Origin of the sequence: Asanoa ishikariensis (assembly GCF_900107455.1) — a bacterium.
In the GTDB taxonomy this organism is placed as follows: Bacteria; Actinomycetota; Actinomycetes; order Mycobacteriales; family Micromonosporaceae; genus Asanoa; species Asanoa ishikariensis.
Genome location: NZ_FNQB01000005.1, coordinates 147,448 through 171,763 on the forward strand (window position 1 = coordinate 147,448; position 24,316 = coordinate 171,763).

At 71.7% G+C, this 24,316-nt stretch carries 24 protein-coding genes; 13 read left to right on the plus strand and 11 right to left on the minus strand.

Annotated elements, in window-relative coordinates; translation table 11 throughout:
* The first annotated feature begins 95 nt into the window (after positions 1-95).
* Entirely contained in the window at positions 96-1,439 is a 1,344-nt protein-coding gene (locus tag BLV39_RS37615) for a hypothetical protein (RefSeq protein WP_143050063.1), read from the plus strand.
* 34 nt (positions 1,440-1,473) lie between these two features.
* Here the strand turns inward: BLV39_RS37615 and BLV39_RS37620 are convergent, their stop codons facing one another.
* Positions 1,474-2,685: a M48 family metalloprotease gene (locus BLV39_RS37620; protein WP_176985289.1), complete on the minus strand. Its 1,212-nt coding sequence runs from the start codon at positions 2,683-2,685 to the stop codon at positions 1,474-1,476.
* Positions 2,686-2,764: 79 nt separating this feature from the next.
* Here BLV39_RS37620 and BLV39_RS37625 point away from each other — a divergent pair, with 79 nt between their 5' ends.
* Positions 2,765-3,709 (plus strand): Kae1-like domain-containing protein, encoded by a 945-nt coding sequence (locus BLV39_RS37625; RefSeq protein ID WP_176985290.1) that lies wholly within the window; start codon positions 2,765-2,767, stop codon positions 3,707-3,709.
* Here BLV39_RS37625 and BLV39_RS37630 read toward each other — a convergent pair.
* Positions 3,645-4,889, minus strand: coding sequence for an MFS transporter (locus BLV39_RS37630; RefSeq protein ID WP_090803242.1), 1,245 nt, complete (start codon positions 4,887-4,889; stop codon positions 3,645-3,647). The two genes, BLV39_RS37625 and BLV39_RS37630, sit on opposite strands and share 65 nt — an antisense overlap.
* Positions 4,886-5,368 (minus strand): MarR family winged helix-turn-helix transcriptional regulator, encoded by a 483-nt coding sequence (locus BLV39_RS37635; protein ID WP_239084023.1) that lies wholly within the window; start codon positions 5,366-5,368, stop codon positions 4,886-4,888. Before BLV39_RS37635 ends, BLV39_RS37630 begins: the two co-directional genes overlap by 4 nt.
* 63 nt (positions 5,369-5,431) lie before the next feature.
* Here BLV39_RS37635 and arfB point away from each other — a divergent pair, with 63 nt between their 5' ends.
* Genes arfB through BLV39_RS37660 form a run of 5 tightly spaced genes read left to right on the plus strand, consistent with a single transcriptional unit; the run spans position 5,432 to position 9,646 of the window.
* Positions 5,432-5,857, plus strand: a complete 426-nt coding sequence (gene arfB / locus BLV39_RS37640) for an alternative ribosome rescue aminoacyl-tRNA hydrolase ArfB (RefSeq protein ID WP_090803244.1) — start codon at positions 5,432-5,434, stop codon at positions 5,855-5,857.
* 25 nt (positions 5,858-5,882) lie between these two features.
* Positions 5,883-6,935, plus strand: coding sequence for an ROK family protein (locus BLV39_RS37645; RefSeq protein ID WP_090803248.1), 1,053 nt, complete (start codon positions 5,883-5,885; stop codon positions 6,933-6,935).
* A gap of 37 nt (positions 6,936-6,972) precedes the next feature.
* Positions 6,973-8,247 (plus strand): GTPase domain-containing protein, encoded by a 1,275-nt coding sequence (locus BLV39_RS37650; protein ID WP_090803251.1) that lies wholly within the window; start codon positions 6,973-6,975, stop codon positions 8,245-8,247.
* On the plus strand, positions 8,244-8,882 hold the full coding sequence (locus BLV39_RS37655; RefSeq protein WP_090803254.1) for a hypothetical protein: 639 nt from the start codon (positions 8,244-8,246) through the stop codon (positions 8,880-8,882). Before BLV39_RS37650 ends, BLV39_RS37655 begins: the two co-directional genes overlap by 4 nt.
* A gap of 32 nt (positions 8,883-8,914) precedes the next feature.
* A complete protein-coding gene (locus tag BLV39_RS37660; protein ID WP_090803257.1) occupies positions 8,915-9,646 on the plus strand; it encodes an enoyl-CoA hydratase/isomerase family protein in 732 nt (243 codons plus the stop codon).
* On the opposite strand, the gene BLV39_RS37665 is transcribed toward BLV39_RS37660, so the two are convergent.
* Entirely contained in the window at positions 9,609-10,139 is a 531-nt protein-coding gene (locus BLV39_RS37665; RefSeq protein ID WP_090803260.1) for a winged helix-turn-helix transcriptional regulator, read from the minus strand. The genes BLV39_RS37660 and BLV39_RS37665 overlap by 38 nt on opposite strands.
* A gap of 73 nt (positions 10,140-10,212) precedes the next feature.
* Between BLV39_RS37665 and BLV39_RS37670 the strand changes: the two genes are divergently transcribed.
* Positions 10,213-10,875, plus strand: a complete 663-nt coding sequence (locus tag BLV39_RS37670; protein WP_090803264.1) for a Type 1 glutamine amidotransferase-like domain-containing protein — start codon at positions 10,213-10,215, stop codon at positions 10,873-10,875.
* Position 10,876: 1 nt separating this feature from the next.
* Here the strand turns inward: BLV39_RS37670 and BLV39_RS37675 are convergent, their stop codons facing one another.
* Together BLV39_RS37675 and BLV39_RS37680 are read right to left on the minus strand one after the other, a co-directional pair.
* Positions 10,877-12,079 carry a DNA polymerase domain-containing protein gene (locus tag BLV39_RS37675; RefSeq protein ID WP_090803267.1) on the minus strand — a complete coding sequence of 401 codons (1,203 nt, stop codon included), beginning with the start codon at positions 12,077-12,079 and terminating at the stop codon, positions 10,877-10,879.
* Between the two features lie 9 nt (positions 12,080-12,088).
* A complete protein-coding gene (locus BLV39_RS37680) occupies positions 12,089-13,075 on the minus strand; it encodes an NADPH:quinone reductase (RefSeq protein ID WP_090804042.1) in 987 nt (328 codons plus the stop codon).
* A 166-nt stretch (positions 13,076-13,241) separates the two neighbouring features.
* On the opposite strand from BLV39_RS37680, the gene BLV39_RS37685 reads away from it, so the two are divergent.
* Positions 13,242-14,609, plus strand: coding sequence for a glycosyl hydrolase family 18 protein (locus BLV39_RS37685; protein ID WP_090803269.1), 1,368 nt, complete (start codon positions 13,242-13,244; stop codon positions 14,607-14,609).
* Positions 14,610-14,665: 56 nt separating this feature from the next.
* Here the strand turns inward: BLV39_RS37685 and BLV39_RS37690 are convergent, their stop codons facing one another.
* A complete protein-coding gene (locus BLV39_RS37690) occupies positions 14,666-15,289 on the minus strand; it encodes an NADPH-dependent F420 reductase (protein ID WP_090803271.1) in 624 nt (207 codons plus the stop codon).
* 72 nt (positions 15,290-15,361) lie between these two features.
* Here BLV39_RS37690 and BLV39_RS37695 point away from each other — a divergent pair, with 72 nt between their 5' ends.
* Entirely contained in the window at positions 15,362-15,961 is a 600-nt protein-coding gene (locus BLV39_RS37695) for an iron transporter (RefSeq protein WP_090803274.1), read from the plus strand.
* Here BLV39_RS37695 and BLV39_RS37700 read toward each other — a convergent pair.
* Positions 15,948-16,871: an SDR family NAD(P)-dependent oxidoreductase gene (locus tag BLV39_RS37700; protein WP_090803277.1), complete on the minus strand. Its 924-nt coding sequence runs from the start codon at positions 16,869-16,871 to the stop codon at positions 15,948-15,950. The genes BLV39_RS37695 and BLV39_RS37700 overlap by 14 nt on opposite strands.
* A 94-nt stretch (positions 16,872-16,965) precedes the next feature.
* Between BLV39_RS37700 and BLV39_RS37705 the strand changes: the two genes are divergently transcribed.
* Positions 16,966-17,511, plus strand: coding sequence for a TetR/AcrR family transcriptional regulator (locus BLV39_RS37705; protein ID WP_090803280.1), 546 nt, complete (start codon positions 16,966-16,968; stop codon positions 17,509-17,511).
* Positions 17,512-17,553: 42 nt separating this feature from the next.
* Entirely contained in the window at positions 17,554-18,531 is a 978-nt protein-coding gene (locus BLV39_RS37710) for a phosphotransferase (RefSeq protein WP_239084024.1), read from the plus strand.
* Positions 18,532-18,533: 2 nt separating this feature from the next.
* Here the strand turns inward: BLV39_RS37710 and BLV39_RS37715 are convergent, their stop codons facing one another.
* Entirely contained in the window at positions 18,534-19,934 is a 1,401-nt protein-coding gene (locus BLV39_RS37715; protein WP_176985291.1) for a serine hydrolase domain-containing protein, read from the minus strand.
* A gap of 99 nt (positions 19,935-20,033) precedes the next feature.
* Here BLV39_RS37715 and BLV39_RS37720 point away from each other — a divergent pair, with 99 nt between their 5' ends.
* Complete coding sequence (locus BLV39_RS37720; RefSeq protein WP_090803285.1) at positions 20,034-21,491, plus strand: long-chain-fatty-acid--CoA ligase; 1,458 nt, start codon at positions 20,034-20,036, stop codon at positions 21,489-21,491.
* Here the strand turns inward: BLV39_RS37720 and BLV39_RS37725 are convergent, their stop codons facing one another.
* On the minus strand, positions 21,492-22,697 hold the full coding sequence (locus BLV39_RS37725) for a cytochrome P450 (protein WP_090804048.1): 1,206 nt from the start codon (positions 22,695-22,697) through the stop codon (positions 21,492-21,494).
* A 39-nt stretch (positions 22,698-22,736) separates the two neighbouring features.
* Entirely contained in the window at positions 22,737-24,248 is a 1,512-nt protein-coding gene (locus BLV39_RS37730; RefSeq protein WP_090803288.1) for a serine hydrolase domain-containing protein, read from the minus strand.
* Between the last annotated feature and the right edge of the window lie 68 nt (positions 24,249-24,316).

Here is a 24,316-nt window from a genome sequence, read left to right on the forward strand (position 1 = left end):
CTCACGACGCGCCGATGACCGTCGATGCGATGGACTTCGATCTCTAGCACCTAGACTCCGGGGCTTCGATCCCACGAACCCTGGGGAGGTCCTACGTGTGGTTTCGACGAGCAGGTCTGGTCGCCGCGTTGGTTGTCGCCTCGACGGCCGTCGCCGTCGCTCCGGCGGCGGCCGCGCCACCGCCGCCCAAGCTCAGCGACTTCGACCTGCGGCCCGCGTCCAACGCGATCGCACTGACGCAGCGCGTGCAGGAGCTTGACGCCGAACTGCCCAAGCTCGGCGTCCAGAACATCCTGGCGCAGGCCAGCCGCGACGGCACCGCGATGTCGGGCGCCGGCGCGATCTGCAACCCGGACGCGGTCGATGTCAGGCAGCGCGATCTCAACGCCGTCTACAGCTTCTGTTTCGACGCCGCCGACAGCGGCACCAACGGCGGCAACGTCGAGTGGACGCCGCAGGGGATGACCACCGTCGCCGACGCGCAGGAGGACCAGTTCTGGGGCAACTCGCAGCCGCTGCTGGTGAGTTGGTACAACAACGACTCCGAGCAGGTCAAGGGCACCCGGATCACGTTCGTCGACGTGCACACCGGCGCCTACCAGCACGTGCTGCTGGCCTATCCGTTCCAGAACGACTCCGGCAACGCGACCTACATGAGCCTGCGCAACAACCAGGACTCCAGCGGCAGCTCGCTGCACGCCGGCGGCCTCGCCTGGTACGGCAACTTCCTCTATGTCGCCGACACGCGCCGGGGGTTCCGGGTCTTCGACATGCGCTACATCTTCGACCTGCAGGCGGCCGGCGCTAAGGGCAACCTCACCGACAAGACCAAGATCGGCCGGCAGAACGGGGTCTTCTACGGGCACGGCTACCGCTACGTGATGCCCGAGGTAGGCGCGTGGACCAGCAACGCCGGGCAGGTCGGCGACGCCAGCACCTGCACGGTGGACGGCGCCCCGCACTTCTCGTTCGTCGGCCTCGACCGCACCGGCGGAGACCACCTGACGACCGGTGAGTACTGCGACGGCGCCGCCAACGGCAACGACCCCAACAAGACCGGGCGGGTGGCCAACTGGCCGCTGGACGGGCTCAACGGGCTGCCGGCGATCTCCAGCGACGGCCGATGGCGGGCGACCAGCGCGTACCGGCTGCCCGTCCCGAACGTGCAGGGCGCGGTCGGGCACGGCAACACGTACTACCTCAACCGCAGCCACGGCAAGGACGTGCCGGACCAGAACGACAACGGCGACCTGCTGCGGTCGACGGCGCCGAGCGGCACGACGGGCACGCTCGGCACGCCGGTCCGTCGCACGGCACCGGTCGGCCCCGAAGACCTGAGCTACTGGTCCGACTTCTACGGTTTCGGCGACGTGCTGTTCAGCATCACCGAACATCCAACACAACGCATGGTGTACGCGACGCCTGTCTCCGCGTTCTGAGGAGCCCGAGCGGGCCGGTGCGGCACCGGCCCGCTCACATCTCGTACTGCTCGGCGAGCTCGTTCCGCAACGTCTCGGCGTACGGTGCGACCTCGCGCACGATCGTCGCCCACTCGGCGTCGGTCACCCGCACAGCGGCGTGCGAGTTCGGCAGCGTCGACACGAACTGGTGGCGGCGGCCCGTCGACGGGTGGCTGGCGAACAGCGACGCCTCGGTCCGCATGGTGAGCTGGCGCAGCACCGCGGTCCTGCCCTCGTCGTTGCGCGAACGGTTCTGCGCGATCCGCGCCCGCCATTCCGTCATCGCGTACCCCTTGCGGGTCGCACCGCTGATGGCGCCGCGGTAGAGCGGGAACGCGGCGGTCGCGTCGAACAGTCCCAGCGTCGACGCCCGCCCGGCGGCTCGCACTGCCAGCAGGTCGGCCCGCTGCTCGGCGTGCCGGTCGTCGCGGGCGGCCGCGGTGCGGATCACCGTGTGCACCGCGAACGACAGCCACGACAGCAGGCCGCTGATCATCCGCCAGAGCTCGAACACGATCAGTTGCAGGCCGAGCAGGTCACGTTCGACGCCGGAGACGCGGCTCGGCTTCAAGGCCCGCGAGATGTGTCCGAAGGTCACCCGCGCGGGCCAGGTCAACAGCCGACGACGGGAGTCCCGGTTGGCGAAGTGGCCGACTTCGTGACCAAGCAGTGCGACGAACTCGCCCCGGTCGATGCTGGCCAGCAGGGGAATGCCCAGCAGGAGGATCCGGCGCTGCCGGATGCCGGCCACGTCCGTCTCGGCGCCCCACGAGCCCGGGTCGATGGCCACGATGTCGGGCCGCGGCGCGTCGACCGCGCTCGCCACCCGGCCGATCAGGGCGTGCAGCACGGGTGCGCGGTCGGAGTCCAGCCGGTAGTGGCCCTTGAGCACTTTCTTGACCCGTCCGAGCCGGGGCCGCACGGCGTACGCGACGAGGAGCAGCAGCAGCCCGATGGCGACCGGCCCGACGATCAGCAGCCACACGGCGGCCAGCAACGCCGTCACCGGCACCGCGACGAGCACGACGGAGAGCGCGACGAGCAGCGCGTACACCCATGGCCGGCCTGGCACCCCGGACGCCAGCAGGCGGTCGGAGCGGAAACCGGCGCGGTGGTCGCGGGTGCGGATCGACCGCCAGAACCAGGTGGCCCCCTCGATCGGAGCGAGCGTGTCGAGGTTCCACTCACAGTGCGGGCACCTGCAAGAAAGATGATCTTCGGTCAAGCGATGGGAAGGGACCCTTATACAACGGAAACCGTTAATAAGGGCCCCTTCCTTCGTCCGGGTGGGGAGAATTTCGCGTGTGGTGGTCGCGCTGCCGTGGGAAGTGACGCCGACGTTCGCCGTGGGTGCGGGTCGGTCGGCGCTCGGCGCGGGTCGGCAGGCCTGGATCGGCGAGGCTGCGGACCTGGACGACGCGCTCGGGGCACTGCGGGCCGAGTCCGGTGCCAAGCCCGAGCTGGTCGCGGTCGATCTCTACCCGGGCGATCCGGCGAGAAGGTGGGCGGCGCGCAACGGGTTGCCCGCGCGGGCGGTGGTCCGGCATCACGCGTTGGTCGCCGCCGTGATGGCCGCGCACCGGCTCGGGCCCGACGAGCACGTGATCGGGTTCGCGTTCGACCGCGGCGGCTACGGCCCGGACGGTGCCACCTGGGGCGGCGAGGTGCTGGCCGCCGGCTACAAGGAGTTCCGCCGGGTGGCCCACCTCGACTACGTGCGCACCGCGGGCCGGGCCCACCACGCCGCGCTGGCCCACCTCCGGCACGCGGGCGTGGCCTGGGATCTGGACCTGCCACCGGTGCGGGCGTGCGCGACCCGCGAGCGCCGGGTGCTGGACGGCCAGCTCGACTCCGGCTACGGCTGCGGCGCCACGTCCAGCCTCGGCCTGCTCCTCGACGCGGTCGCCGCGCTGCACGGGCCGACGAGCGGGCACGGCGCCTTCGACCCGTACCCGATGCGCGGTCTGGATCCTGGCGATCTGGTCCGGGCCGTCGTCGGCGACGTCCGGCGGGGAACGTCGGCCGAGACGATCGCCGCGCGCGTCCGGGCGACGGTCGCCACCCTGGTCGCCCGGCAGGCCCGGCGGTGTGCCGACGACATGGGGCTCGACGTCGTGGTGCTCGCCGGCGCCGTGTTCGACGACCCCGCGCTGACCGCGGCGGTGCACGGCGCCCTGCGCGGGTTCACGGTGCTGACGGGGCGACCTCCGCTGGTGCTGGGACAGTTGCTGTGCGCAGCGGCCGGCTGAGGCTGGCCAACAGCACCGTGCCGGCCACGCAGCTCAGCCCGCCGATCGCCAACGCGGCGCCACCGCCGGTCAGCGAGGCGACCACGCCCGCGCGCAGGTTGCCCACCTCAGGCCCGGCGACCCCGACGACGTGTTCGAGGGCGGCCACCCGGCCGAGGTAGGCGTCCGGTGTGGACGTCTGCACCACCGTGCCGCGGGCCACCACCGCCCAGGTGTCGGCCGCTCCGGCCAGGGCCAGGCAGCCGAGCACCGCGGGCAGCGTGCCGGCGAACCCGGCCAGGGCCAGCCCCAACCCCCAGACCCCGCCACAGATCAACAGCACCAGGCCTGGTCTGGTACGCCGCGTCGACAGCCCGGACAGCACGGACGCGATGGCGCCCCCCACGCCGATGGCGGTCAGGAACAGTCCTAATCGGGCCGGCGACCCCCCGAACTTCTCCTGGTTGACCAGCGGGAACACGGCGACCGGCATCGCCAGCAGCGTGGCGCAGAGGTCGGCCAGCAGCGCGCCCGCCACCGGGCGGGTCCGCACCGCGAACCGGATCCCGTCGGCGACCGCGCGCAGCCCCGCCCCACCGCCCGGCATGCCGGTCACCCGGGGCAGCCCGGCGATCCCGACCAGCGCGGCGGCGAACGAGACGGCGTCGACGACGAAGCAGACCGTGGTGCCGGCGTACGCGGTCACCAGGCCGGCCGCCGCCGGACCGAGCAGCATGGCGAGCTGGAACGAGAGGTGGTCGAGGGCGAGCCCGGCGGCCAGCCGCGACGACGGCAGCAGCACCGGCGTGAACGCGCGCAGCGCCGGCGCCGCCAGCGCGGACAGTCCGGAGTGGATGGCGGCCAGCGCCATCAGCACGCCGACGGGGCTGGCGGTGACCGTGGTGACCGCCATCAGCAGGCTCGTCGCCAGCAGTCCCCAGGTCGCGCCCGCCGCCATCCGCCGCCGGTCGACGTGGTCGACGAAGGCGCTGCCCAGCAGCGCGACCACGATCAGCGGCACGGCGGTGACCAGGCCGATCAGCCCGACCAGGGCCGGGTTGTGGGTGCGGTCCCAGACGTAGAAGACGACCGCGAAGCCGCCGAACTGCCCGCCGAAGCCGGACAGCGTGCGGCCCACCCAGAGCCGACGGAAGGTGGGGTGGTCGCGCAGGGGACGCAGGTCGACCAGCGCGCCCTTCACTCGTCCTGCCGCTCGCCCGCGAAGTTGGCCCGCAGCCGGTCCCGGAACGACCGTTGCTCCAGCGCCCGCCGGATGTCCTCGACCACGGCGGTCAGCGCGTAGGGCACCTCCGCGTCGAGCTCGCGAACGGTCTTCTCGGTCGCCCGCCACTCCGCGGCCAGGAACGGCACCAGCTCCCGGCCACGGGCGGAGAGCTGGATCCGGCGCGTGCGCCCGTCGACGTTCGAGGCGTCGTCGACGAGCTCGGCCCGGCGCATGGCGGCCACCGTCTGGCTCATCGCGGAGTGGGTGACCGAGACGCGGTCGGCCAGTTCCTGGATGGTCAGCGGCTCGTGCCGGGAGAGCTGGATGACCGGGCCGACGAACCGGGTGCGCACGTCGCCGATGCCGGCCTCGGCGTAGAGCGCGGCGATCTCGCGGTCCATGCCGTGCAGGAGGGCCCAGACCGGTCCGAAGTGACTGCTGTCGAGAAGGTCCACGGCCCGATGTAACAGCACTTATATAAGTACTGTCAAACTCGAACGGGACCTATCCTGGGCGGCATGGCGCCACTGACGATCAGACCCGGCGTGGAGATTCCCGATGCCGAGCTGCGTTGGCGCTTCTCCCGCTCCTCCGGCCCCGGCGGGCAAGGGGTCAACACCGCCGACTCGCGAGTCGAGCTGTCCTGGGACCTCGAAGCGACCAACGCGATCGGCCCTGTGCTCAAGGACCGGGCCCGCGAACGGCTGGCCGGGCGGCTGGTCGACGGCGTGGTCACCATCGCCGCCTCCGAGCACCGCGCCCAGCTCCGCAACCGCGAGGCGGCCCTGGAGCGGCTGGCCGTCCTCGTCGCGCGGGCGATCGAGCCACCGCCGCCGCCACGGCGCGCGACCAAGCCGTCGCGCGGAGCCAAGGAACGCCGGATCGCGGCCAAGAAGCGCCGCGGCGAGGTCAAGCGCCTCCGGCGTCCGGACGACGGCGGCTAACGCGAGAGCGTGACAGGATCGGCTCATGAACGACAGCGTGCGGGCGGTCGAGGGTGACCGCTGGGTGGTGGTCGGCCTCGACAACGGCGGCAATGCCAACAACGCGACGGTGCTCGACTCGGCCGGCGAGTTCCTGGTGGAAGGGCTGCTGGAGAGCCCGAGCCGGGTCAAGGAAGGCCCGGTCGTCGCCGTCGAGGCGTTGGCCGAGGCGTTCGACAACGTGCTGACCCAGACCGGCGTGCCGCGGGCGGGGGTGCGCTCGGTCGGGCTGGACACCCCCGGGCCGGCCAGCGCCACCGGCGTCATCTCGACCAAGGGCTCGACCAACTTCGTCGACCAGGCCTGGCGGGGGTACGACGTCCGCGGGGCTCTGGAGGAGAAGCTGGGCCTGCCGGTCGTCTACAACAACGACGGCAACGCGGCCGCGCTCTACGCCCACCACGTCCACTTCGGACTGCTGGGCGCCACCCGGTCGTCGGTGTCGGCCATCGTCGGCACCGGACTGGGCGGCGGGGTCATCGAGTCCGGACGGATCGTCTCCGGCGCCGCGGGCATGGCCGGCGAGCTAGGGCACGTGCACATCCCGATGCAGGGGCTGCTCGACGGCGACCAGTCGATCCCGAGCTGCAACTGCGGCTTCTTCGGCGACGCGGAGAGCATCGCCTCGCTGACCGGCATCGAGCGCAACCTCCTGCCGTACTGGCTGGCGAAGCACCCCGACCACCCGCTCGCGAAGGAGCCCTCGGTGGCCACCGCGGCCAAGCTGGTGCGCGGGTTGGGCGAGGCGGGCGACCCGCTGGCCGTGAAGATCTTCGAGCAGCAGGCCGCGGCGATCGGCCGGCTGTTCACCATCGCCGCCAACTTCACCGACCCCGACGCGTACTTCGTCGGCGGTGGCGTCGTGCAGGCCTCGGCGGCGTTCGGCCAGTGGTTCCTCGAGCAGGTGGAGAAGAACACGAGCCTGCGTGACGAGCAGCGCCAGGTGGCGACGTTCGCGCTCGTGCCCGACCTCGACATGGCCGGCGCCCGGGGTGCCGCGCTCGCGGCCCGCCAGTCGGTGCCGCGCGGCACGAGCTAGGACGTATCAACGCGGGATCCGCGCCCTCCGTCAGGGCATGACTGTCTTCACGCTGGTGCTGGTCGCCGTCGCCGTCGCGGCGGTCGTCCTCGTGGTCCGGCGGCGCCACCGCGCCCCGCGACAAAAGGCCGAGCCCGCGCCGCGCGGCACCGAGGGCGTGCCCACGTTCCGGGTCGTCACCCTCGGCCCCCGCGGCTCGGGCAAGACCTTGCTGCTGGCCAGCATGTACCACCAGATGCAGACCTGGGGCGGGCGCGGCTACTTCCTGGCCGCGCCCCGGGAGCAGGTGGCGTTGCTCAACCACTGGTTCACCGAGGTCGAGGACTCCGGCCGGGACTGGCCGGCGGGCACCGCCACCGCCGACACCCGCGAGTTCACCTTCGCCGTCAAGACGCGCGGCGGGTCCGGTGCGCTGCACACGGTGCTCCAGCTCAGCTACCTCGACTACGCGGGCACCCTGCTCACCCAGCCTCCGGAGCCCGGATCGACGCTGTGGAAGGACCTTGACGACCGGATCGAGTCGGCCGACGCGCTCGTCGCGGTCATCGACGGCCACCGGGTGCGGCAGTGGCTGGACGGCAAGCGCGAAGGGCAGATGGGCCTGCAACACGCGCTGACCGCGATGATCAGCCGGATGCTGGTGGTGGAGAAGCCGGTCACCTTCGTCATCACCAAGTGGGACCTGCTGCGCGACGTGGACGTCGACGAGGACAGCCGGCTGCGGACCGTACGCAAGCTGCTCATGACGAACCAGGGCTTCCGCGACCTCGTGCAGGAGCACACCGGCCGGCGGGTGGTGCGGCTCGTGCCGGTCTCCGCGGTCGGCCCGGCGTTCGCGGAGCTCGACGAGAGCGGCGCGATGACCAAGCTGCCCGACGGCCTGCTCGAACCCACCAACGTGGACGTGCCGATCGCCGCCGTCGTGCCCGACGTCTTCGAGCAGATCATGCTCCGGCTCGACCAGGCCAAGCTGGCCGCCGAGCTCGCCCGGCTCCGCCGCCAGACCCGGCGCCCGCCGGCGGAGGCGTTCGCCGAGGTCGGTGCCACGCTGCTCCGCTCGACCAACCGGGTGATCGGCGCGCTCAACCCGCTGTACGCCTCGCTGGTCGGGTTGGCCGCGACCGACCTGATGCGGCGCCAGGAGCAGGCCGCGGCCACCCACGAGGCGCACGTGACCCGGCTGCTCGACGAGGCCGAGTCGCACATCGAGGAGTTCCAGCTCGCCCAGCGCAAGGTGATCCGCGAGTTCCGCAGCCGGGTCGACGTCCTGGAGGGCCGGATTCCCAGCTCTCGCCTCGGCGGCACGCCGTGACCGCGCGCGCCTGGCCGGTGGCGGTCGCGGCGGGCCGGCGCCGGGACTACAGCACGGTGCTGACACCGGAGATCATCAGCACCGAGTACGGCGTGCTGGTCGAGTCGCTCAGCCCCGGCCCGGTGGGTGGGGCGCCGCGGGTGCGGGCGGTCACGACCGCGAGCGGAGGCCGGCTCACCGTCGCGTACCGCACCCACGCCCTGACCGGCTTTGACGTGGGCCGCGGCGATCCGGCACCGCTGCGCGACGAACAGGGCCGGCCACTGCTGATGATGTACGGGCTGGCCCGCACCGGCACCACCACCTCGCCACCGCCACCGTCCGATCTGGACAAGGCGATGGGTCCGGCGCTGGCCGCTTACCGCGGGTTCCTGGCCGGTGAGGAAGCGTTCCGGGCAGTGCCCTCGCGAGCGGTCCCGGTCGACTGGTCCTCCGGTGCGGAACCGGTGCGGCGGCCGGACCGGCGCGGGTGGACGGCCGGCGTCGCGGCGCTCGCGGTGGTGGCGGTCGTCGCGCTGATCGGGTGGTTCCTGCTGCGACCCGGCGGAAGGACGGCCGAGTGCCCCGAGCTGACCGCCCGGGTCGCGACGGCCCCGACCACCTGCGCGCCCGCCACCGCACCCTCTGAACGCTAGACCCGATCCCGGGCCGGTGCGATGATCCCGAGGTGATCAGCGTCGAGGAACGCGGTGCGGTGTCGGTCGTCCGGTTCGAGAACGGGCCGGTCAATGTGCTGGACCTGGACACGTTGCGGGAGCTCACGTCGACCCTGGCGGGCCTGATCGACGCGCCCGCGGTCGTGCTCACCGGCGCGGGCCGGGCATTCTCCGCCGGGGTCGACCTCAAGCGGTTGTACGAGGGCGGCGAGGCGTACACCCGGGATTTCCTGCTCGCGCTCGGCGTCGCCTTCCGTGCGGTGTTCGACCACCCGCGCCCGGTGGTGGCCGCGGTCAACGGCCACGCGATCGCCGGCGGCTGCGTGATCGCCGCGGGCTGCGACTACCGGTTCATGTCCGGCGGCACGATCGGTGTGACCGAGCTTCTCGTCGGCGTGCCGTTCCCGGCGACCGCGCTGGAGGCGATCCGCTACGTGGTCGGCCCGCGCACGGCGGCTCTCGTCAACACCGGTCGGACCCTGCGTCCCGACGAGGCGCTCGCGGTCGGCCTGGTCGACGAGGTGGTGCCGCCGGAGGGATTGCTCGACGCGGCGCTCGCCCGGGCGGAGGCGTTCGCGGCCATTCCGGCGGTCAGCTTCGCGATGACCAAGGCCGCGTTGCGGGCCGACGCGAGCCGGTTGATGGCCGGTGGGTCCACCGACGAGGTGATCGAGGTGTGGAACAGCCCGGCGGTCCGGGCCGCGATCAGCTCCTATCTGGAGCGGCTGGCGCACCGCGGCTGACAGCGGCCTCGTACGCCGCCTGGAGCTCGGCGAAGACCGACGGTGTGCCCGGCGGACGCGCGATGCCGAGGTGCTGTTCGCGCAGCTCGTCCATGAACCGGTCCCACAGCTCGGGGCCGCCGCGCTCCAGCAGTTCGGCGCGCACGGAGAGCTCGTGGCTGGCGGGCAGGTGCCGGCGTCCCCACGAGCCGAGCGCCGCCATCACCGGCACGAGCTGCACGCCGGCCTCGGTGAGGCTGTAGCGGATCTTCTGCCGGTGGCTCGCGTCGTCGGACCGCCACAGCAGCCCGTTGGCGACCAGGCGCCGCAGCCGGTCGGCGAGGATGTTGGACGCGATCCCTTCCTGCGAGCCGGTCAGCAGCTCGCGGAAGTAGTGCCGGTCGCCGAACATCACGTCGCGCAGCACGACCAGTGACCACCGGTCGCCGAGGATCTCGACCGACAGGTTGATCGGGCAGCCCGACCGGTGCGCCGGTCCGCGTACGTCAGCCATCGTTCGCTGATGGTACTTCGCAACCAGTCGTGTTAGCGTGCTTTCACTCTGCAACCAGTTTCCGGGGGCATCGATGAAGCTGCTACTCACGGCCGCGGGCGTCAAGAACCCGAGCATCAAGGACGCGCTGGTCGACCTGCTCGGCAAGCCGATCGCCGACTCTGACGCCCTGTGCATCCCGACGGCGGGGTACGGCCACCCCATGGTCAGTCCGGTCAGGGCCTGGTCGTTCATCAGCGGGCAGGAACCCCGCTGCCCCATGACGGAGCTCGGCTGGAAGTCGGTCGGCGTGCTGGAGCTCACCGCGTTGCCCAGCCTTGACAAGGAGAACTGGGTCCGCTGGGTCCAGGAGACGGACGTCCTGTTGGTCAACGGCGGCGATGCGCTCTACCTGTGCCACTGGATGCGCGAGTCCGGCCTGGCCGACCTCATCCCGTCGCTGGACGACAAGGTCTGGGTCGGTCTAAGCGCGGGCAGCATGGTCATGACCCCGCGCATCGGCGACGACTTCGTCCAGTGGAAGTCACCGACGGGCAACGACAACACCCTCGGCATCGTCGACTTCTCGATCTTCCCGCACCTCGACGGATTTCCGGAGAACTCGCTGGCCGAGGCAACGCGGTGGGCCGCCGAGATCGGAAACCCGTCGTACGCGATCGACGACGAGACGGCCATCAAGGTGGTCGACGGCAAGGTCGAGGTCATCTCCGAAGGTCATTGGAAGCAGTTCGACTGAGTCAAGACCCTGATCCTGGCGCCCAGGGGTTGTAGTCGACTTCCAGCGGCTCCTGCTCGGGGCGCTCGTCCTCCGGGACATGTTGGAGGTTGACGCGGATGCGGTACCAGATCGAGCTGCGGCCGCGCATGCCGTCGATCAGGACGTCGGCCGGCTCCAGGTAGCCGACGATCGCGGCGTGCCGGGCCTTCCAGCGGTCCAGGGCGGCCAGCGACTCGTCCTTGGTCTTCGAGCGGGCGATCTCGATCAGCGGCCGGGTCTGCAGCCGGCGGCCCTCGCCCTTCGGCGGCTTCTCCGCCGGGCCGAGCCGGCGGGCCAGGTCGAGCAGCGGCTCCAGCGAGCCACGAGCGTCCTCGATGCCGGTCCACGGGTCGCCGCGCTCCGCCCAGCGGTCCAGCACCGTGGTCAGGGTGAAGTCGGCGGGCCGGCAGTCGGGCACCTCGGCCCAGTCCAGCGGCGTCGAGACCCGGGCATCGGGCAAGGGGCGCACGGAGTACGCCGAGGCCACCGTGCGGTCCTTGGCGTTCTGGTTGAAGTCGACGAAGACGCCTTCGCGCTCCTCCTTCCACCAGCGGGCGGTGGCCAGGTCGGGCACCCGGATCTCCACCTCGCGGGCCACCGTCTCGGCGGCCAGCCGCACGTCGCGGTAGCTCCACTGCGGGTCGATCCGCGCGTAGATGTGGAAGCCCCGCGAACCCGAGGTCTTCGGCCAGGCGGTCAGGCCGTGCTCCTCCAGCACCTCGCGGGCGACCAGCGCCACGTCGACGATCTGGCCCCACTCGACGCCGGGCATCGGGTCGAGGTCGACCCGCAACTCGTCGGGGTGCTCGAGGTCTTCGGCGCGGACCGGATGCGGGTTGAGGTCGACGCAGCCGAGGTTGACCACCCACGCCAGCGCGGCGGCGTCGCGGACCACGGTCTCCGCCGCCGAGGTGCCGGACCGGTAGTGCAACTCGGCGACCTCGATCCAGTCGGGCCGTTTGGCGGGCGCCCGCTTCTGCCAGATCGCCTCTTCGGTGAGCCCCTTGACGAAGCGCTTGAGCACCATCGGCCGCCCGCCGACGCCGCGCAGCGCGCCCTCGGCCACGGTCAGGTAGTAGCGGACCAGGTCGAGCTTCGTGTGGCCGGCCTCGGGGAACACCACCCGGTCAGGGTTGGTGATCGTCACCTCGCGCCCGGCGACCTCCAGCTTTTCAGACGCCACGTGACCACCTTAGATCGCTGGCTCGACCTCGATCAGGACCTTGCCGACGGCGCCACCCTGGACGGCGTCGTGGGCCGCGGCCGTTTCGGACAGCGGGAAGACCGTGATCGGCGGGGGAGTGAGCAGGCCCGCGGCGAGTGCGCCGGTGATGTCCGCGGCGGCCTGCTGGAAGGCCTCGTCCGGCATCGTGTAGAGCAGCACGAAGCGCAGCACCAGGTTGCGGTTCATCAGCTCGCGGACCACGAGTTGCGGCGGCTGCGGCTCGGCCGCGTAGCAGACGATCATCGCGTTCGGGGCGACCACGTCGAGGTCGAGGCGCAGGTTACTGGCCGGCGCGACCTCGACGATCCGGTCGACGCCCTCGGGTGCGATCGCGCGGATCTCGTCAGCCGCGCTTGAGGACCGGTAGTTGACCACGTGCCGGGCGCCGGCGTCGCGGGCCAGGTCGGCCTTGGCGTCGCTGGAGACCGTGCTGATCACGGTCGCGCCGGCCGCCAGGGCGAGCTGGATCGCGGCCCGGCCGACCGCGCCCGCGCCGCCGGCGACCAGCACGGTCCGGCCGTCGAGCGGGCCGTCGGCGAACAGGCAGCGGTGTGCCGTCACGGCCGGGACGCCGAGGCTCGCGCCGAGCCGCATCGACGCGTTGTCGGGCAGCGGGATCGCCTGGTCGGACGGGATCACGGTGAACTGCGCGGCGGTGCCGTAGACGCGTTTGTAGGCGGCCATGTAGAGCCACACCCGCTGGCCGATCCGCGATGGGTCGACACCCGGGCCGACCTCGTCGACGACGCCCGAGCCGTCCTGGTTAGGCACCTGGAAGTGCGACGCCCGTGGCTGAGCCACCGTGCCCGAGCGGGTCTTCCAGTCGGTCGGGTTGACGCCCGAGTACGCGACGCGCACCCGTACCTCGCCCGGCCCGGGACTCGGGGTGTCGATCTCCTCGATCCGCAGCACCTCGGCGGCGGGCCCATGGTCGCGATAAACAGCGGCAAGCATGGACGACAGCTTAGCGACGGGGTCGGACATCCATTGACTTCAATAGTAAAGTTTCCTAAACTTTGGCCACCTCGAGGCCCATCGGCGGGACCACCCACCACCCGCCGCACACCCGCGTACCTCCGTCCGTCTCCACGTACAAGGCTGTGCCTCGAAAGGTCCGCCCATGACCAAAAGATTCGCCGCTGCCCTGTCCGCCGCCGTCACGGCGGTCGCGGCCGGCACGCTGGCCGTCCTCGCCGCGCCCACCCCAGCCCAGGCCGCCGTCCTGCCGAACGGCTTCAAGAGCGTCGGCTACATGCCCTCGTGGGCCGGCAGCGCCACCGCGATCCAGTACAGCAAGCTCACCCACGTCAACTACGCGTTCGTGCTGCCCAACGCGAACGGCAGCCTGACCGGGGTCGAGAACCCGAGCAAGCTCCAGCAGATCGTCAGCCTCGGCCACGCCGCCAACACCAAGGTGCTGATCGCGATCGGTGGCTGGAACGACGGCAACGACTCCGGCTTCGAGCAGATGGCGGCCAACGCGGGCGCCCGCACCACGTTCGTCAACAACGTCGTGAACCTGGTCAACCAGTACAACCTGGACGGTGTCGACATCGACTGGGAGTACCCGGATCCCGGCACGAGCGGCAACAACTTCACCACGCTGATGTCGCAGCTCAGCACGGCCATGCACAGCCGGGGCAAGCTGCTCACCGCCGCGGTCGTCTCCGGTGGCGGCACCGCGCAGGGCGTCCAGCCGGCCGTCTTCGGCTACGTCGACTTCCTCAACATCATGACGTACGACGGCGGCTCGCCCCACGCCAACTACCAGTGGACGATCGACAACATCAACGGGTGGAAGTCGCGCGGCCTGCCGGCCAGCAAGGCGGTGCTCGGTGTGCCGTTCTACAGCCGGCCCGGCGGCATCCCGTACAACCAGATCGTGGCCCAGAACGCCGCGTGGGCGAACCAGGACTGCGCGACCATCAACGGCGCGCAGCAGTGTTACAACGGCCTGCCGACGATCCGTGCCAAGACGCAGTGGGCCATGGCCAACGCCGGCGGGATGATGAACTGGGAGCTGTCCCAGGACCCGAACAACGCCAACTCGTTGGTCAGCGCGATCTACACGGTCGCGACAGGGGGCACCACCCCGCCGCCTACCGGCCGCACCGGGCGGATCACCGGCCTGGCCGGCAAGTGCGTCGACATCGCAGCGGCCAGCACCGCCAACGGCGCCGCGGTGCAGCTCTACACCTGCAACGGCACCAACGCCCAGACGTGGACGGTGTCCAGCGACAGCACGCTGCGGGCGCTGGGCAAGTGCATGGACGTCGCGAGCGGCTCGGTCGCCAACGGCGCCAACGTGCAGCTCTGGGACTGCAACGGCTCCGGGGCTCAGGTCTGGCAGGCGCAGTCGAACCAGACGCTGCGCAACCCCCAGTCCAACAAGTGCCTCGACGTGCGCGACAACAGCAGCGCCGAGGGCGCCCGGCTGCAGATCTGGGACTGCTTCGCGGGTGCGAACCAGCGCTGGGTCCTGCCTTAACACCAGGCGCATCGGGTACGGCGGGAGCACCTTTTCCGCCGTACCCGATGGCGTTTCTAGCGGGTGGCGGCCGCGAGCGCCGCGCGGGCGCCTTCCACGTCGGCGTCGGCGCCGTAGACCGGCGTGCCGGGCTCCTGGCGCCAGCTCTCGTCCAGCGGGCCGGCGTCGACCGGGTCGAACCCGAGCGCGTCGATCAGCTCCGACACGACCCGCTTGGCCTCGGCGTCGTCACCGGCGACCGGGATGGCGATCCGGCCCGGCGTGCCGGCCGGCTTGCCCGCGTCGCCGAGCGGCCGCCAATTGATCGTGTTGAACGCCTTGACCACCCGCGCGCCCGCGAGATGGTCCGCGAGCCAGCGCGCCGACGGCGTGCCCGCGTCGATCGCCGCGAGCTGGCCGTCGCGTTGCGGGTAGTAGTTGTTGGTGTCGACCACGATCTTGCCGGCGAAGGCGTCACCCGGTAGGTCGGGGACGGCCTTGGTGGGGATCGAGACGATGACCACATCGTGGTCGGCGGCCTGGGCGGCCGTGCCGGCCGTCACACCGGGGGAGGAGGTCAGCGTCTCGTCGTGCGTCTCGGGGCCGCGGGAGTTGGCGACCACCACGCGGTGACCGAGCGCGCCGAGGCGCCGGGCGAGGGTGCCGCCGATGTAGCCGGCACCGATGATTCCGATTTCCATATCGCCTTGAACGCCGCCTGCGGTGGGGATCTTCCCCGGTTATCCCGGCCACACCGTGGGTAACCGCCAGTTATGACCACCGAACCGACGTATCCGCCGATGGAAGAGAGCAACGAGGCGACCCGCGAGGAGCTTCGGGTCGCGCGGGAGCAGGGCGACGCGTACGGGCACGCGATCGGCGCGATGGCCGACGAGGACGGCGCCGCGACCGCCCGGGCCGGCGACTATCTCGTCGCGTTCATCAACGAGAACGCCGAGGGCATGTACATGCTGGAGGACGGCGTGCTGCTCTGGCGCGAGGCGGCGCCGGACGCCAACGTGCACCTGGAGGTCGCGGTGGCCGACGCCGGCGACGGCCGGTTCGTGCCGGGACTGCGGGTGCACGTCGACGTCGAGCGCGACGGCAAGCCCATCCTCACCAACGCCGAGCTGCCGTTCCTGTGGCACCCGTTCCTCTACCACTACGGCGGCAACGCCAAGGTGCCGGACGCCGGGCCGTTCGACGTGACCGTCCGGATCGCGGCGCCGACGTTCATGCGCCACGACCCGGTCAACGGCAAGCGGTACCCGGAGCGAGTCGACGTGCGGTTCGAGAAGGTGACGTTCGCCAACGGCCGCAAGGAGAGCCCGGAGGGCTCACCCCGCGGCCAGGACGCGCCTACCGCGAGCTGAGCTCCCAGAGCCGGCTCGCCGCTTCCGGGTCGGTCGCGTACGCGGCCACCCCCGTGCGGCTGCCGGGCACGTTGGGCTCCGCCTCGTTGCAGTCCTCGAAGTAGTGGCCGGTCGCGCCTTCGACCAGCGGGGAGGCCGCGAGCAGCACCGAGGTGGCCGCGCCCTGCTCGGGCGTACGCCAGACGGCCTTGCTGCCCGCCGCCTTGCGGGCGGCTTCGAGCTCCTCCTCGCTGACGTGGCGCTGCAGCTTGGTCCGGATGCCGCCCGGGTGCAGCGCGTTGACGGCGATGCCGTCGTCGGCCCAGCGCCGGGCGGCCTCGACGGCGAACAGCACGTTGGCCGTCTTCGACTGGCCGTAGGCCGCCCATGGCTCGTACGCCCGCCGCTCGAAGTTGATGTCCTCGAAGATCACGGCGCTGCCGAGGTGGGCGGACGAGCTGACCGAGACGACCCGGGCCCCGCCGGCCTGCGCCAGCGCCGGGTGCAGGCCGGTGGCCAGCGCGAAGTGTCCGAGGTGGTTGGTGGCGAACTGCGATTCCCAACCATCGGGGGTACGGGACAGCGGCGCGGCCATCACACCGGCGTTGTTGACCAGGATGTGCAGCGGCCCGTCCCATCCGGCGACGAACGCGGCGACCTCCGCCCGGTCGGCGAGCTCGAGGTGCGCGACGTGGATGTATTTGTTGCCGGTGGTGGCGATGAGGTCGTCCGCGACGGCGGCGCCGGCGGCGAGGTCGCGCACGGCGAGGGTGACCTCGGCGCCGGCGGTGGCCAGCGCGCGGGCGGTCTCGATGCCGAGGCCGGAGGCGCCGCCGGTGACGATTGCCCGGCGGCCGGTGAGGTCGACGCCGTCGACCACGTCGGCAGCGGTCGAGGCGGCGGTGAACGGGGTCACGATGCGGTCAGGCATGGGGTCCAACTCCTTGTAGGCTTGAACCGGAGGGTCCTCCGGAACCATAACCGGAGGCTCCTCCGGATTGCCACCGTCCTCGGAAGGAACCGTCGTGACCGCCGCCACACCGCGCCCGCTGCGCGCCGACGCCCGGCGCAACCGGGAGCGCCTGCTGGCCACCGCCGTCGCCGCGTTCTCCCGCGATCCGGAGGTCACCCTCGACGCGATCGCCAAGGAGGCCGGCGTCGGGATCGGCACGCTGTACCGGCACTTCCCGACCCGGGAGGCGCTGGTCGAGGCCGCGTACCGCAACGAGCTAGCCCGCCTGGTCGAGGCGTCGGCGTCGTTGCGGTCGACACTGCCGCCGGACGAGGCGCTGCGGGCGTTCCTGGGCCGGTTCGTCGACTACCTGACCGCCAAGCAGGGCATGGCGGACGCGTTGCGGGCGGTGATCGCGGGCGGCGGCGACCTGTTCGCGGAAAGTCGGGCCCAGTTGCTCGCCGCGATCACGCCGCTGCTGGAGTCGGCGACCCTGGTCGAAGGCGTCGATCCCTTCGACGTGCTGGTCGCGGTCAACGGGGTGACCTTGGCCGCCGGGTCGCGCGAGCAAGCCGACCGGCTGCTCGACCTGCTGTTCGACGGGCTGCGCCAGCGGTAAATCCGGTGCCGCCCGGTCCCGTCCCCGGCTAGGGTGGCGGCCGTGCTTCCTGCGATCAGCGGCTCCACCGTAGACGGCAATGACTGGCTCGACCCGCAGTGGCGGGCGGGCGCCGAGGCCTGGGTGACCGAGCGGCTCGCCGCCCTCTCCACGCCTGTCACGGGCCCGATCGAGCAGACCCGGGTGCGTCCGTGGTCGGTCAGCCTGCGGGTGCCGACCGCCGCCGGTGCGTACTGGTTCAAGGCCAACACGTTCGGCTGCCGCTACGAGGCCGGCCTGGCCTCAGCCCTGGGCTGGTGGGCGCCCGACGCCGTGCTGGTGCCGGTCGCCGTGGAGCCTGACCGCGGCTGGCTGCTGACCGCCGACGCCGGCCCGATCCTGCGCGAGACCTCGCCGTCGCTGGACGACTGGGCGTCGCTGCTGGCGTCGTACGCGCAGTTGCAGCAGGCCCTGGCCGTACGGGCCGACGAGATGGTCGCGCTCGGCGTGCCCGACCAGCGCCCGCGCCTCCTGCCTGGTTTGCTGGCCGGCCTGCTCGACGATCCGGCGGTCCGCGCGGACCTCGGCACCGACCGGCTGGCCGCCATCACCGCGGTGGTGCCGGCCTACGAGACCTGGTGCGCGGAACTGGCCGGAGACGGCCTGGGCGCGTCGCTGCAACACGACGACCTCCACGACGGCAACGTCTTCGTCAACGGCCGCTTCTTCGACTGGGGCGACGCGAGCGTGGCGCACCCGTTCGGCACGCTCCTGGTCACGCTGTCGTCGGCGGGCTACACCTTCGGCCTGGACCCGGGCGCACCGGAACTGCTGCGGCTCCGTGACGCCTACCTGTCCGCCTGGCCGGGCGACCCGGTGGCCCTGCGCCACTCGGCCACGCTGGCCTGCCGCGTCACCCGCGTCAGCCGCGCGCTCTCGTGGCGGCGGTCGCTGGACCGCTCGGCGCTGCCGTTGGACGACGACGTGCGCACCGCACCCGCGGACTGGCTGGGCGAACTAACCGAACCCGACGTGATCTGACGTCAGGCCACGTCGGGCCTCGTCATGAGTGGCGAGGTCAGGTGCAGCACCAGATCGGGGTCGGTCAGGGGCACGATGTTCCAGGTCGCGACCGCGGTGCCGGCGTACACCACCAGCCTGACCCGGTGCGGCGTGGTGATGACGTAGAGGTCGGCGACGAACGTGTCGCCCTGCCAGGCGCCGGTCGCTACCACCGGGCGGCCCAGCGGTGCGCTTTCCCGCCATTCGCCGTGGCCCACCTCGACTTTCAGGGACGAGCCGAGGCTCACGAGCCAGCCATCCTCCGTAGCGTCGACGGTCACCGTGGTCCCGTCGGGCAGCGGTGAGTCCTCCGCGGAGGCGTCGAGTCGCGCCTTGACGGAGCGGCCGGGGGCGCCGTCTATCGGGGCGAGTGAGAGGTGCCGCAGCCGGTCGGCGAGGAGCGCGTCGTCCTCCGCGGTGCCCGCGTCGTCCAGGCCGGGCAGCAGGCAGTCCCACAGGGCGGCGGTGATCGCCTCTTCCTGGATCATGGCGCCGGTCACGACGACCACGAGATCGTGCGAGGGTACGACGATGCACTGCTGGCCGAAGGCGCCTTGGCCCCGGTAGCCGTGGCGGGACATCCAGAACTGGTAGCCGTACCCGCAGAGTGCGTCGGGGTTCTCCGCCCAGCCCTCGACGTGCCGCGTCTCGATCCACGGCGTGGTCGCGAGCCGCACCCACTCGCTCGGGACGAGCTGCCGGTCGCCCCAACGGCCGCCGCGCAACAGCAGTTCGCCGAAGGCGGCGACCGCCTCTGTTGTCAGGTGCAGGCCGTGGAACCCGAACACGGCACCGCTCGCCACGCGATCCCACTCGGCGTGGTCGACGCCCATCGGCCGCAGGAGGCGGTCGTCGAGGAACTCCGGCAGTTCGCGGCCCGTGACCCGCTCCACCATCCGGGCCAGGACGTAGGTGGTCGCGTTGTCGTACGCGTGGAAGGTTCCCTCGGAGTGGGGAAACGGGACGCGCAGGAAGCCCTTCACCAGGTCGTCCGGTTCGAGGTCCCAGGCCTCGCCGAGGCTGTCCGTGTCGTGCCCGGCCGACATGGACAGCAGGTGGTGCACCGTGATGCGGCGGGCCTGCTCCGAGATGCCGTCCGGTACGCGGTCGGGCAACACGTCCACCACCCGGTCGTCCAGCGCGAGCAGCCCGTCGGCGATCGCGAGCCCCACGGCGACCGAGGTGAACGACTTGGTCAGCGAGTAGAGCAGGTGCGGGCGCTCGGCCGAATAGGGCGCCCACCAGCCTTCGGCAGCGACGTGCCCGTGTCGCACGACCATGATGGAGTGGCACTCGATGGACTGCGCCTCGAACCGGTCCAGCACCGCGTTGACGGCACGGGACGGCACCCCCGAAGCGGACCGTGGCAGCAGAGCGGGCATCCACGCACCCTAGAAGATCGCGGTGACATTCAGCAGGTGTTATCCGGCGCGGGTTCGGCGAGAATCGACGGATCTCGTCGTCCCCTGGGAGGCACCGCCGTGACGTTCAACCTCAGCGTGATCCTCCGCGAGTCCGCCCGCCGCGACCCCGACAAGACCGCGGTCATCTTCGGTGATCGCAAGGTCAGCTTCGCCGAGCTCGACGCGGCCGCCGACCGGGCCGCGGCCGGACTGCTGCGGCACGCGTCACCCGGCGACCGGGTGGCGCTGATGCTGCCCAACCGCGTCGAGTTTCTCGAGTGCTACTTCGGCATTCTCAAGGCCGGCCTGGTCGCGGTGCCGATGAACCCGTTGCTGAAGGCCGCCGAAGTCGCGCACATCGTCAACGACAGCGGCGCCCGCGTGGTGGTCGCCGGCGACCTGTCGGCCGGCGAGGTAAACGGCGTCCCGGTGCTCAACCCCGACCGATCCGACTACCTGGGCGACCCGGACCCGCTGCCCTACGCGGCCACCACGAACGCCGACGACACCGCGGTCATCATCTACACGAGCGGCACGACCGGCCGGCCCAAGGGCGCGGAGCTGACCCACTTCCAGCTCTATCTGAACTGTTCGCTGTCCGGCGAGCGGTTCGACAGCGGACCCGATGACGTGGCGCTCGCGGTGCTCCCGTTCTTCCACGTGTACGGACTGTCCAGTGTGGTCAACGTGGCGATCCGCAAGGGCGGCACGATCGTGGCCGTGCCCCGTTTCGACGTGGAGCTCGTGCTCGACGCGCTGCACGACCACCGGGTCAGCATCCTCGCCGGAGTGCCGACCATGTACCACGCCCTGCTCAACGCCGACACCGGCGACCGCGACCTGTCGGCGCTGCGGCTCGGTTCGTGCGGCGGCGCGTCCATGCCCGAGGCGGTGCTCAAGGGCGTCGAGGAGAAGTTCGGCATCACGGTGCTGGAGGGCTACGGGCTCTCCGAGACCGGCAGCACCGCGACGATGAACCCGGGCGTCGACGACCGCCGCATCCTCTCCATCGGCCGGCCGATCTGGGGTGTCGACGTGCGGGTCGCGGCATCGGACGGCGCGGAGGTGCCGACCGGCGAGGTTGGCGAGCTGCTGGTCCGCGGCCACGTGGTGATGAAGGGCTACCACGGCAACCCCGAGGCCACCGCGGAGACGATCCGGGACGGCTGGCTGCACACCGGCGACCTGGGCTACCGCGACCCGGACGGTTTCCTCTACGTGGTCGACCGGATCAAGGACCTGATCATCCGGGGCGGTTTCAACGTGTACCCACGCGAGGTGGAAGAGGTCCTCTACGGCCACCCGGCCGTGGCCGAGGCGGCGGTGGTCGGCCGACCCGACGAGCGGCTCGGCGAGGAGATCGTCGCGGTGGTCTCCGTGCGGCCGGGCGCCGACCTGGACCCCGCCGAGCTGATCGCCTACTGCCGGACCCGGCTGGCCGACTACAAGTGCCCGCGCGAGGTGCGGGTGCTGGACACGCTGCCCAAGAGCGCGACCGGAAAGCTCCTCAAACGCGAGCTTCGGGCGAGCCTCTGACTAACGGGGTACGACGATCATGCCGTCCCGTGGTCGGGTCGGTACGCGGTCCAGGGGAATGTCGAGGTCCTGTGGCGGCACGTCGTAGTCCAGGCAGGCCACCCGGATCGCGAGGTCGGACAGCAGCGCGACCGTGTTCGGCTCGCCTGGGCAGCGGTGGCCGGCGGCGGGGTTGCCGGCGCCCTGCGACACGAGGGTGAACGGGTCCCGCGCGGCCTCCGCGTCCGGGCCGAGGAACCGCTCCGGGTCGAAGCGGTACGGGTCCTTCCACAGCGCCGGGTCGTGGTTCTGCCCGTACAGGTCGAGCAGGATCAGCGAGCCTGTCGGGATGGCGTGCCCGGCGAACTCGACGTCGCCGGCCGCCCGGCCGCCGACGAACGGCGCGAAGGGGTAGAACCGGCGGACCTCGTGGGCGAACGCCTCCGCGAACGCGCGGTCGCCGGACCGCAGAGGATCCCGGTGGTCGGGCCAGCGGTGCAGGGCGTGCGCGGCGAACGCGACGAGCCAACTGACCGCGACCGTGGGCCGCGCGATGTTGAGGATCTCGACGGCGGCGGTTCCCCGCGTGAGCAGGTGGCCGTCGTCGGCGCGGTGCCGTGCGATGACCTCCAGCGGGGTGTCGCCGCCCGCGCGGCCGTCGCGCAGGGTCGCCACCACGTCGGACAGTCGCTGCTCCTGGCGCCGCCGCGCGGCCCGGGCCTGCCAGTGCCGCTGCCCGGCGGTGGCGAATCCGTCGACCATGGCGACGCAGTCCCCGGCCAGGTCGCCGTCCGGTGGAAGGCCCATCCAGCGGGCGACCCCGTCGGCCAGGACCGCGGCGGCCGCGTCGAGGAGTGACACCGGCCGACCGACCCAGCCTGGCGCGGCGGTGTCCCAGGCGGCGCCGGTCTCCGCGACGAGGTCGGCGATCCGGTCGGTGGTGAACAGCGTCAGGAACATGGCCTTGCGGTGCCGGTGCTCCAGGCTGTCGAGCGTGTGCACCGCGCCGCGCCCGAACAGGGTCGCCTGGACGGAACCCGGGACGGCGCCGGTGCGGCGCACGTGCCGCTCGTCGTAGAAGAAGCGGGCGGCCGACGGCCCGCCGATGCCGTACGCCCGCCGACCCAGCAACCGCGTCTCGACCACACCGTCGGCGCTGCCTCGGCGGCTGTCCGGCAGCCAGGCATAGCCCTTGACCAGAAGGGCGGCGGAACTGTCGCGCATCATGGCGACTTCCATTCCCACTGGAAATTGGTCATAAACGGGTCAGTTCGGGCCCACTTCGCGACGGACCGTTTCGACGCCGGCGACCGCGAGTGTCGGAGTGCCGTCCGGGTCGCGGCGCAGCAGCACGGTCGAGCCGGGCAGCAGGCCGTCGGCCATGAGGTAGGTCTCGCCGCGTACCCAGCGCAGGTCGAAGCGGCGGGACTGCAGGTGCAGGACCAGTCGCGACTTCTCCAGCGTCAGCAGGTAGCCGCCCTCGTAGTAGCCCAGCCACGGCCCGACCCGGCGCGGGTCGACCGGGTGCGTCGTGGGGCCTTTCGCGGTCAAACTCTCGCGCGCCCGCGCCGCCGCCGCGCTGACCTTCGGCGGCACGCCCTCGTTGAGGCCGAACCGGCCGCTGAGGATCGCGTTGAGCGCGTAGAGGTAGAGGAACAGGCCCGTCGGTTCCGGGTTGATGTTGTTGAGCACGACCAGTCCGAGGTCGCGTTCGGGCAGGAAGCCGATGTACGCGGTGAAGCCGTCGATCGCCCCGTTGTGCCAGACGAGCGACGTGCCGTCGGTGAACCGCTCGCGGATCCAGCCCATGCCATAGCCCTGCGCGACGCCGTCCGGGTCGAGGACCGGGTCGATGGGCACGTCCACGTGCGGCTTCCAGCACTCGGCGAGGTTCGCGGCCGAGACCACCCGCCGGCCGGTCACCGAGCGGCCGCGACGCAGTTGCAGGCGTACGTAGCTGGCCATGTCGTCCAGTGTGGACAGCGTGCCGCCGGCCGGTGCGTAGCTGCCGACCGGGCCGTACGGCAGGACATTGGTGTTGCCGAAGATGTCGACGCCGTTGCCCCGGCTGTAGTCGGCGACCACGCCGCGCGGGTCGTCGGCGATCGTGCTGCCGGTCATGCCGGCCGGTGCGAACAGGCGCGTGCGGATCGCCTCGACCCAGGCGGCCGCGACGTCGGCGGGTCGCACGCCCGAGGCGAGCAGCGGCAGGTAGCCGCCGGTGGCGTACACCGTGTTGTTGTAGATCCAACGGGTTTCCGGCGGTGCCTCGACCGGCAGGTTGACGACCTGTTGGAGCAGTTGCTCGGCGGTCGGGTAGCCCTCGTGCAGCGCGGAGAGCGCCGGCGGCTCGCCGATGCCCGTGCCCATGCCGAGCAGGTCGCGCACCCGCAGCGTCCGGGTGAGCTCCGGCGTCGGCGCGCGGGACCCGGACCAGGCGTCGACGGCCCGCTGGTCCCAGCCGATGACGCCGTCGTCCACATAGGTCGCGGCGAGCAGCGACGACATCGACTTGGTGGTCGAGGCGACCAGGAAGTGCGTACGCGGTGAGATGGCCGTTCGCCGGCCCGGGTCGGTGTGGCCGAGGGTCAACCGGTGCAGCACGCGGTCGGCGCTGACGATCGCCACCGCGGCGCCGACCAGTCGCTCGCGACCGAACTCGGCCCGGACCTGCCGGTCGAAGTCGGCCCAGGGCAGCGGTGCCGCGGTCGCCGGTGTGCCCAGCGCCCCGGCACCGGCGGCGAGACCAAGAGCACGCAGGATCGTCCGTCGTCGCATGCTCTTCGTTTACCGCAAATCCGGACATAGGGCCTATCCGACACGCGCGAAGGGCGACCCCTGGTCGG

What these genes read in the sequence shown, in the direction of transcription:
- arfB (WP_090803244.1), top strand. Translation starts at nt 5,432, where the DNA reads ATGGCGCCACTGACGATCAGACCCGGCGTGGAGATTCCCGATGCCGAG.
- BLV39_RS37695 (WP_090803274.1), top strand. Translation starts at nt 15,362, where the DNA reads ATGACCACCGAACCGACGTATCCGCCGATGGAAGAGAGCAACGAGGCG.
- BLV39_RS37690 (WP_090803271.1), bottom strand. Translation starts at nt 15,289, where the DNA reads ATGGAAATCGGAATCATCGGTGCCGGCTACATCGGCGGCACCCTCGCC.
- BLV39_RS37700 (WP_090803277.1), bottom strand. Translation starts at nt 16,871, where the DNA reads ATGCCTGACCGCATCGTGACCCCGTTCACCGCCGCCTCGACCGCTGCC.
- BLV39_RS37685 (WP_090803269.1), top strand. Translation starts at nt 13,242, where the DNA reads ATGACCAAAAGATTCGCCGCTGCCCTGTCCGCCGCCGTCACGGCGGTC.
- BLV39_RS37680 (WP_090804042.1), bottom strand. Translation starts at nt 13,075, where the DNA reads ATGCTTGCCGCTGTTTATCGCGACCATGGGCCCGCCGCCGAGGTGCTG.
- BLV39_RS37645 (WP_090803248.1), top strand. Translation starts at nt 5,883, where the DNA reads ATGAACGACAGCGTGCGGGCGGTCGAGGGTGACCGCTGGGTGGTGGTC.
- BLV39_RS37670 (WP_090803264.1), top strand. Translation starts at nt 10,213, where the DNA reads ATGAAGCTGCTACTCACGGCCGCGGGCGTCAAGAACCCGAGCATCAAG.
- BLV39_RS37665 (WP_090803260.1), bottom strand. Translation starts at nt 10,139, where the DNA reads ATGGCTGACGTACGCGGACCGGCGCACCGGTCGGGCTGCCCGATCAAC.
- BLV39_RS37725 (WP_090804048.1), bottom strand. Translation starts at nt 22,697, where the DNA reads ATGATGCGCGACAGTTCCGCCGCCCTTCTGGTCAAGGGCTATGCCTGG.
- BLV39_RS37650 (WP_090803251.1), top strand. Translation starts at nt 6,973, where the DNA reads ATGACTGTCTTCACGCTGGTGCTGGTCGCCGTCGCCGTCGCGGCGGTC.
- BLV39_RS37730 (WP_090803288.1), bottom strand. Translation starts at nt 24,248, where the DNA reads ATGCGACGACGGACGATCCTGCGTGCTCTTGGTCTCGCCGCCGGTGCC.
- BLV39_RS37715 (WP_176985291.1), bottom strand. Translation starts at nt 19,934, where the DNA reads ATGCCCGCTCTGCTGCCACGGTCCGCTTCGGGGGTGCCGTCCCGTGCC.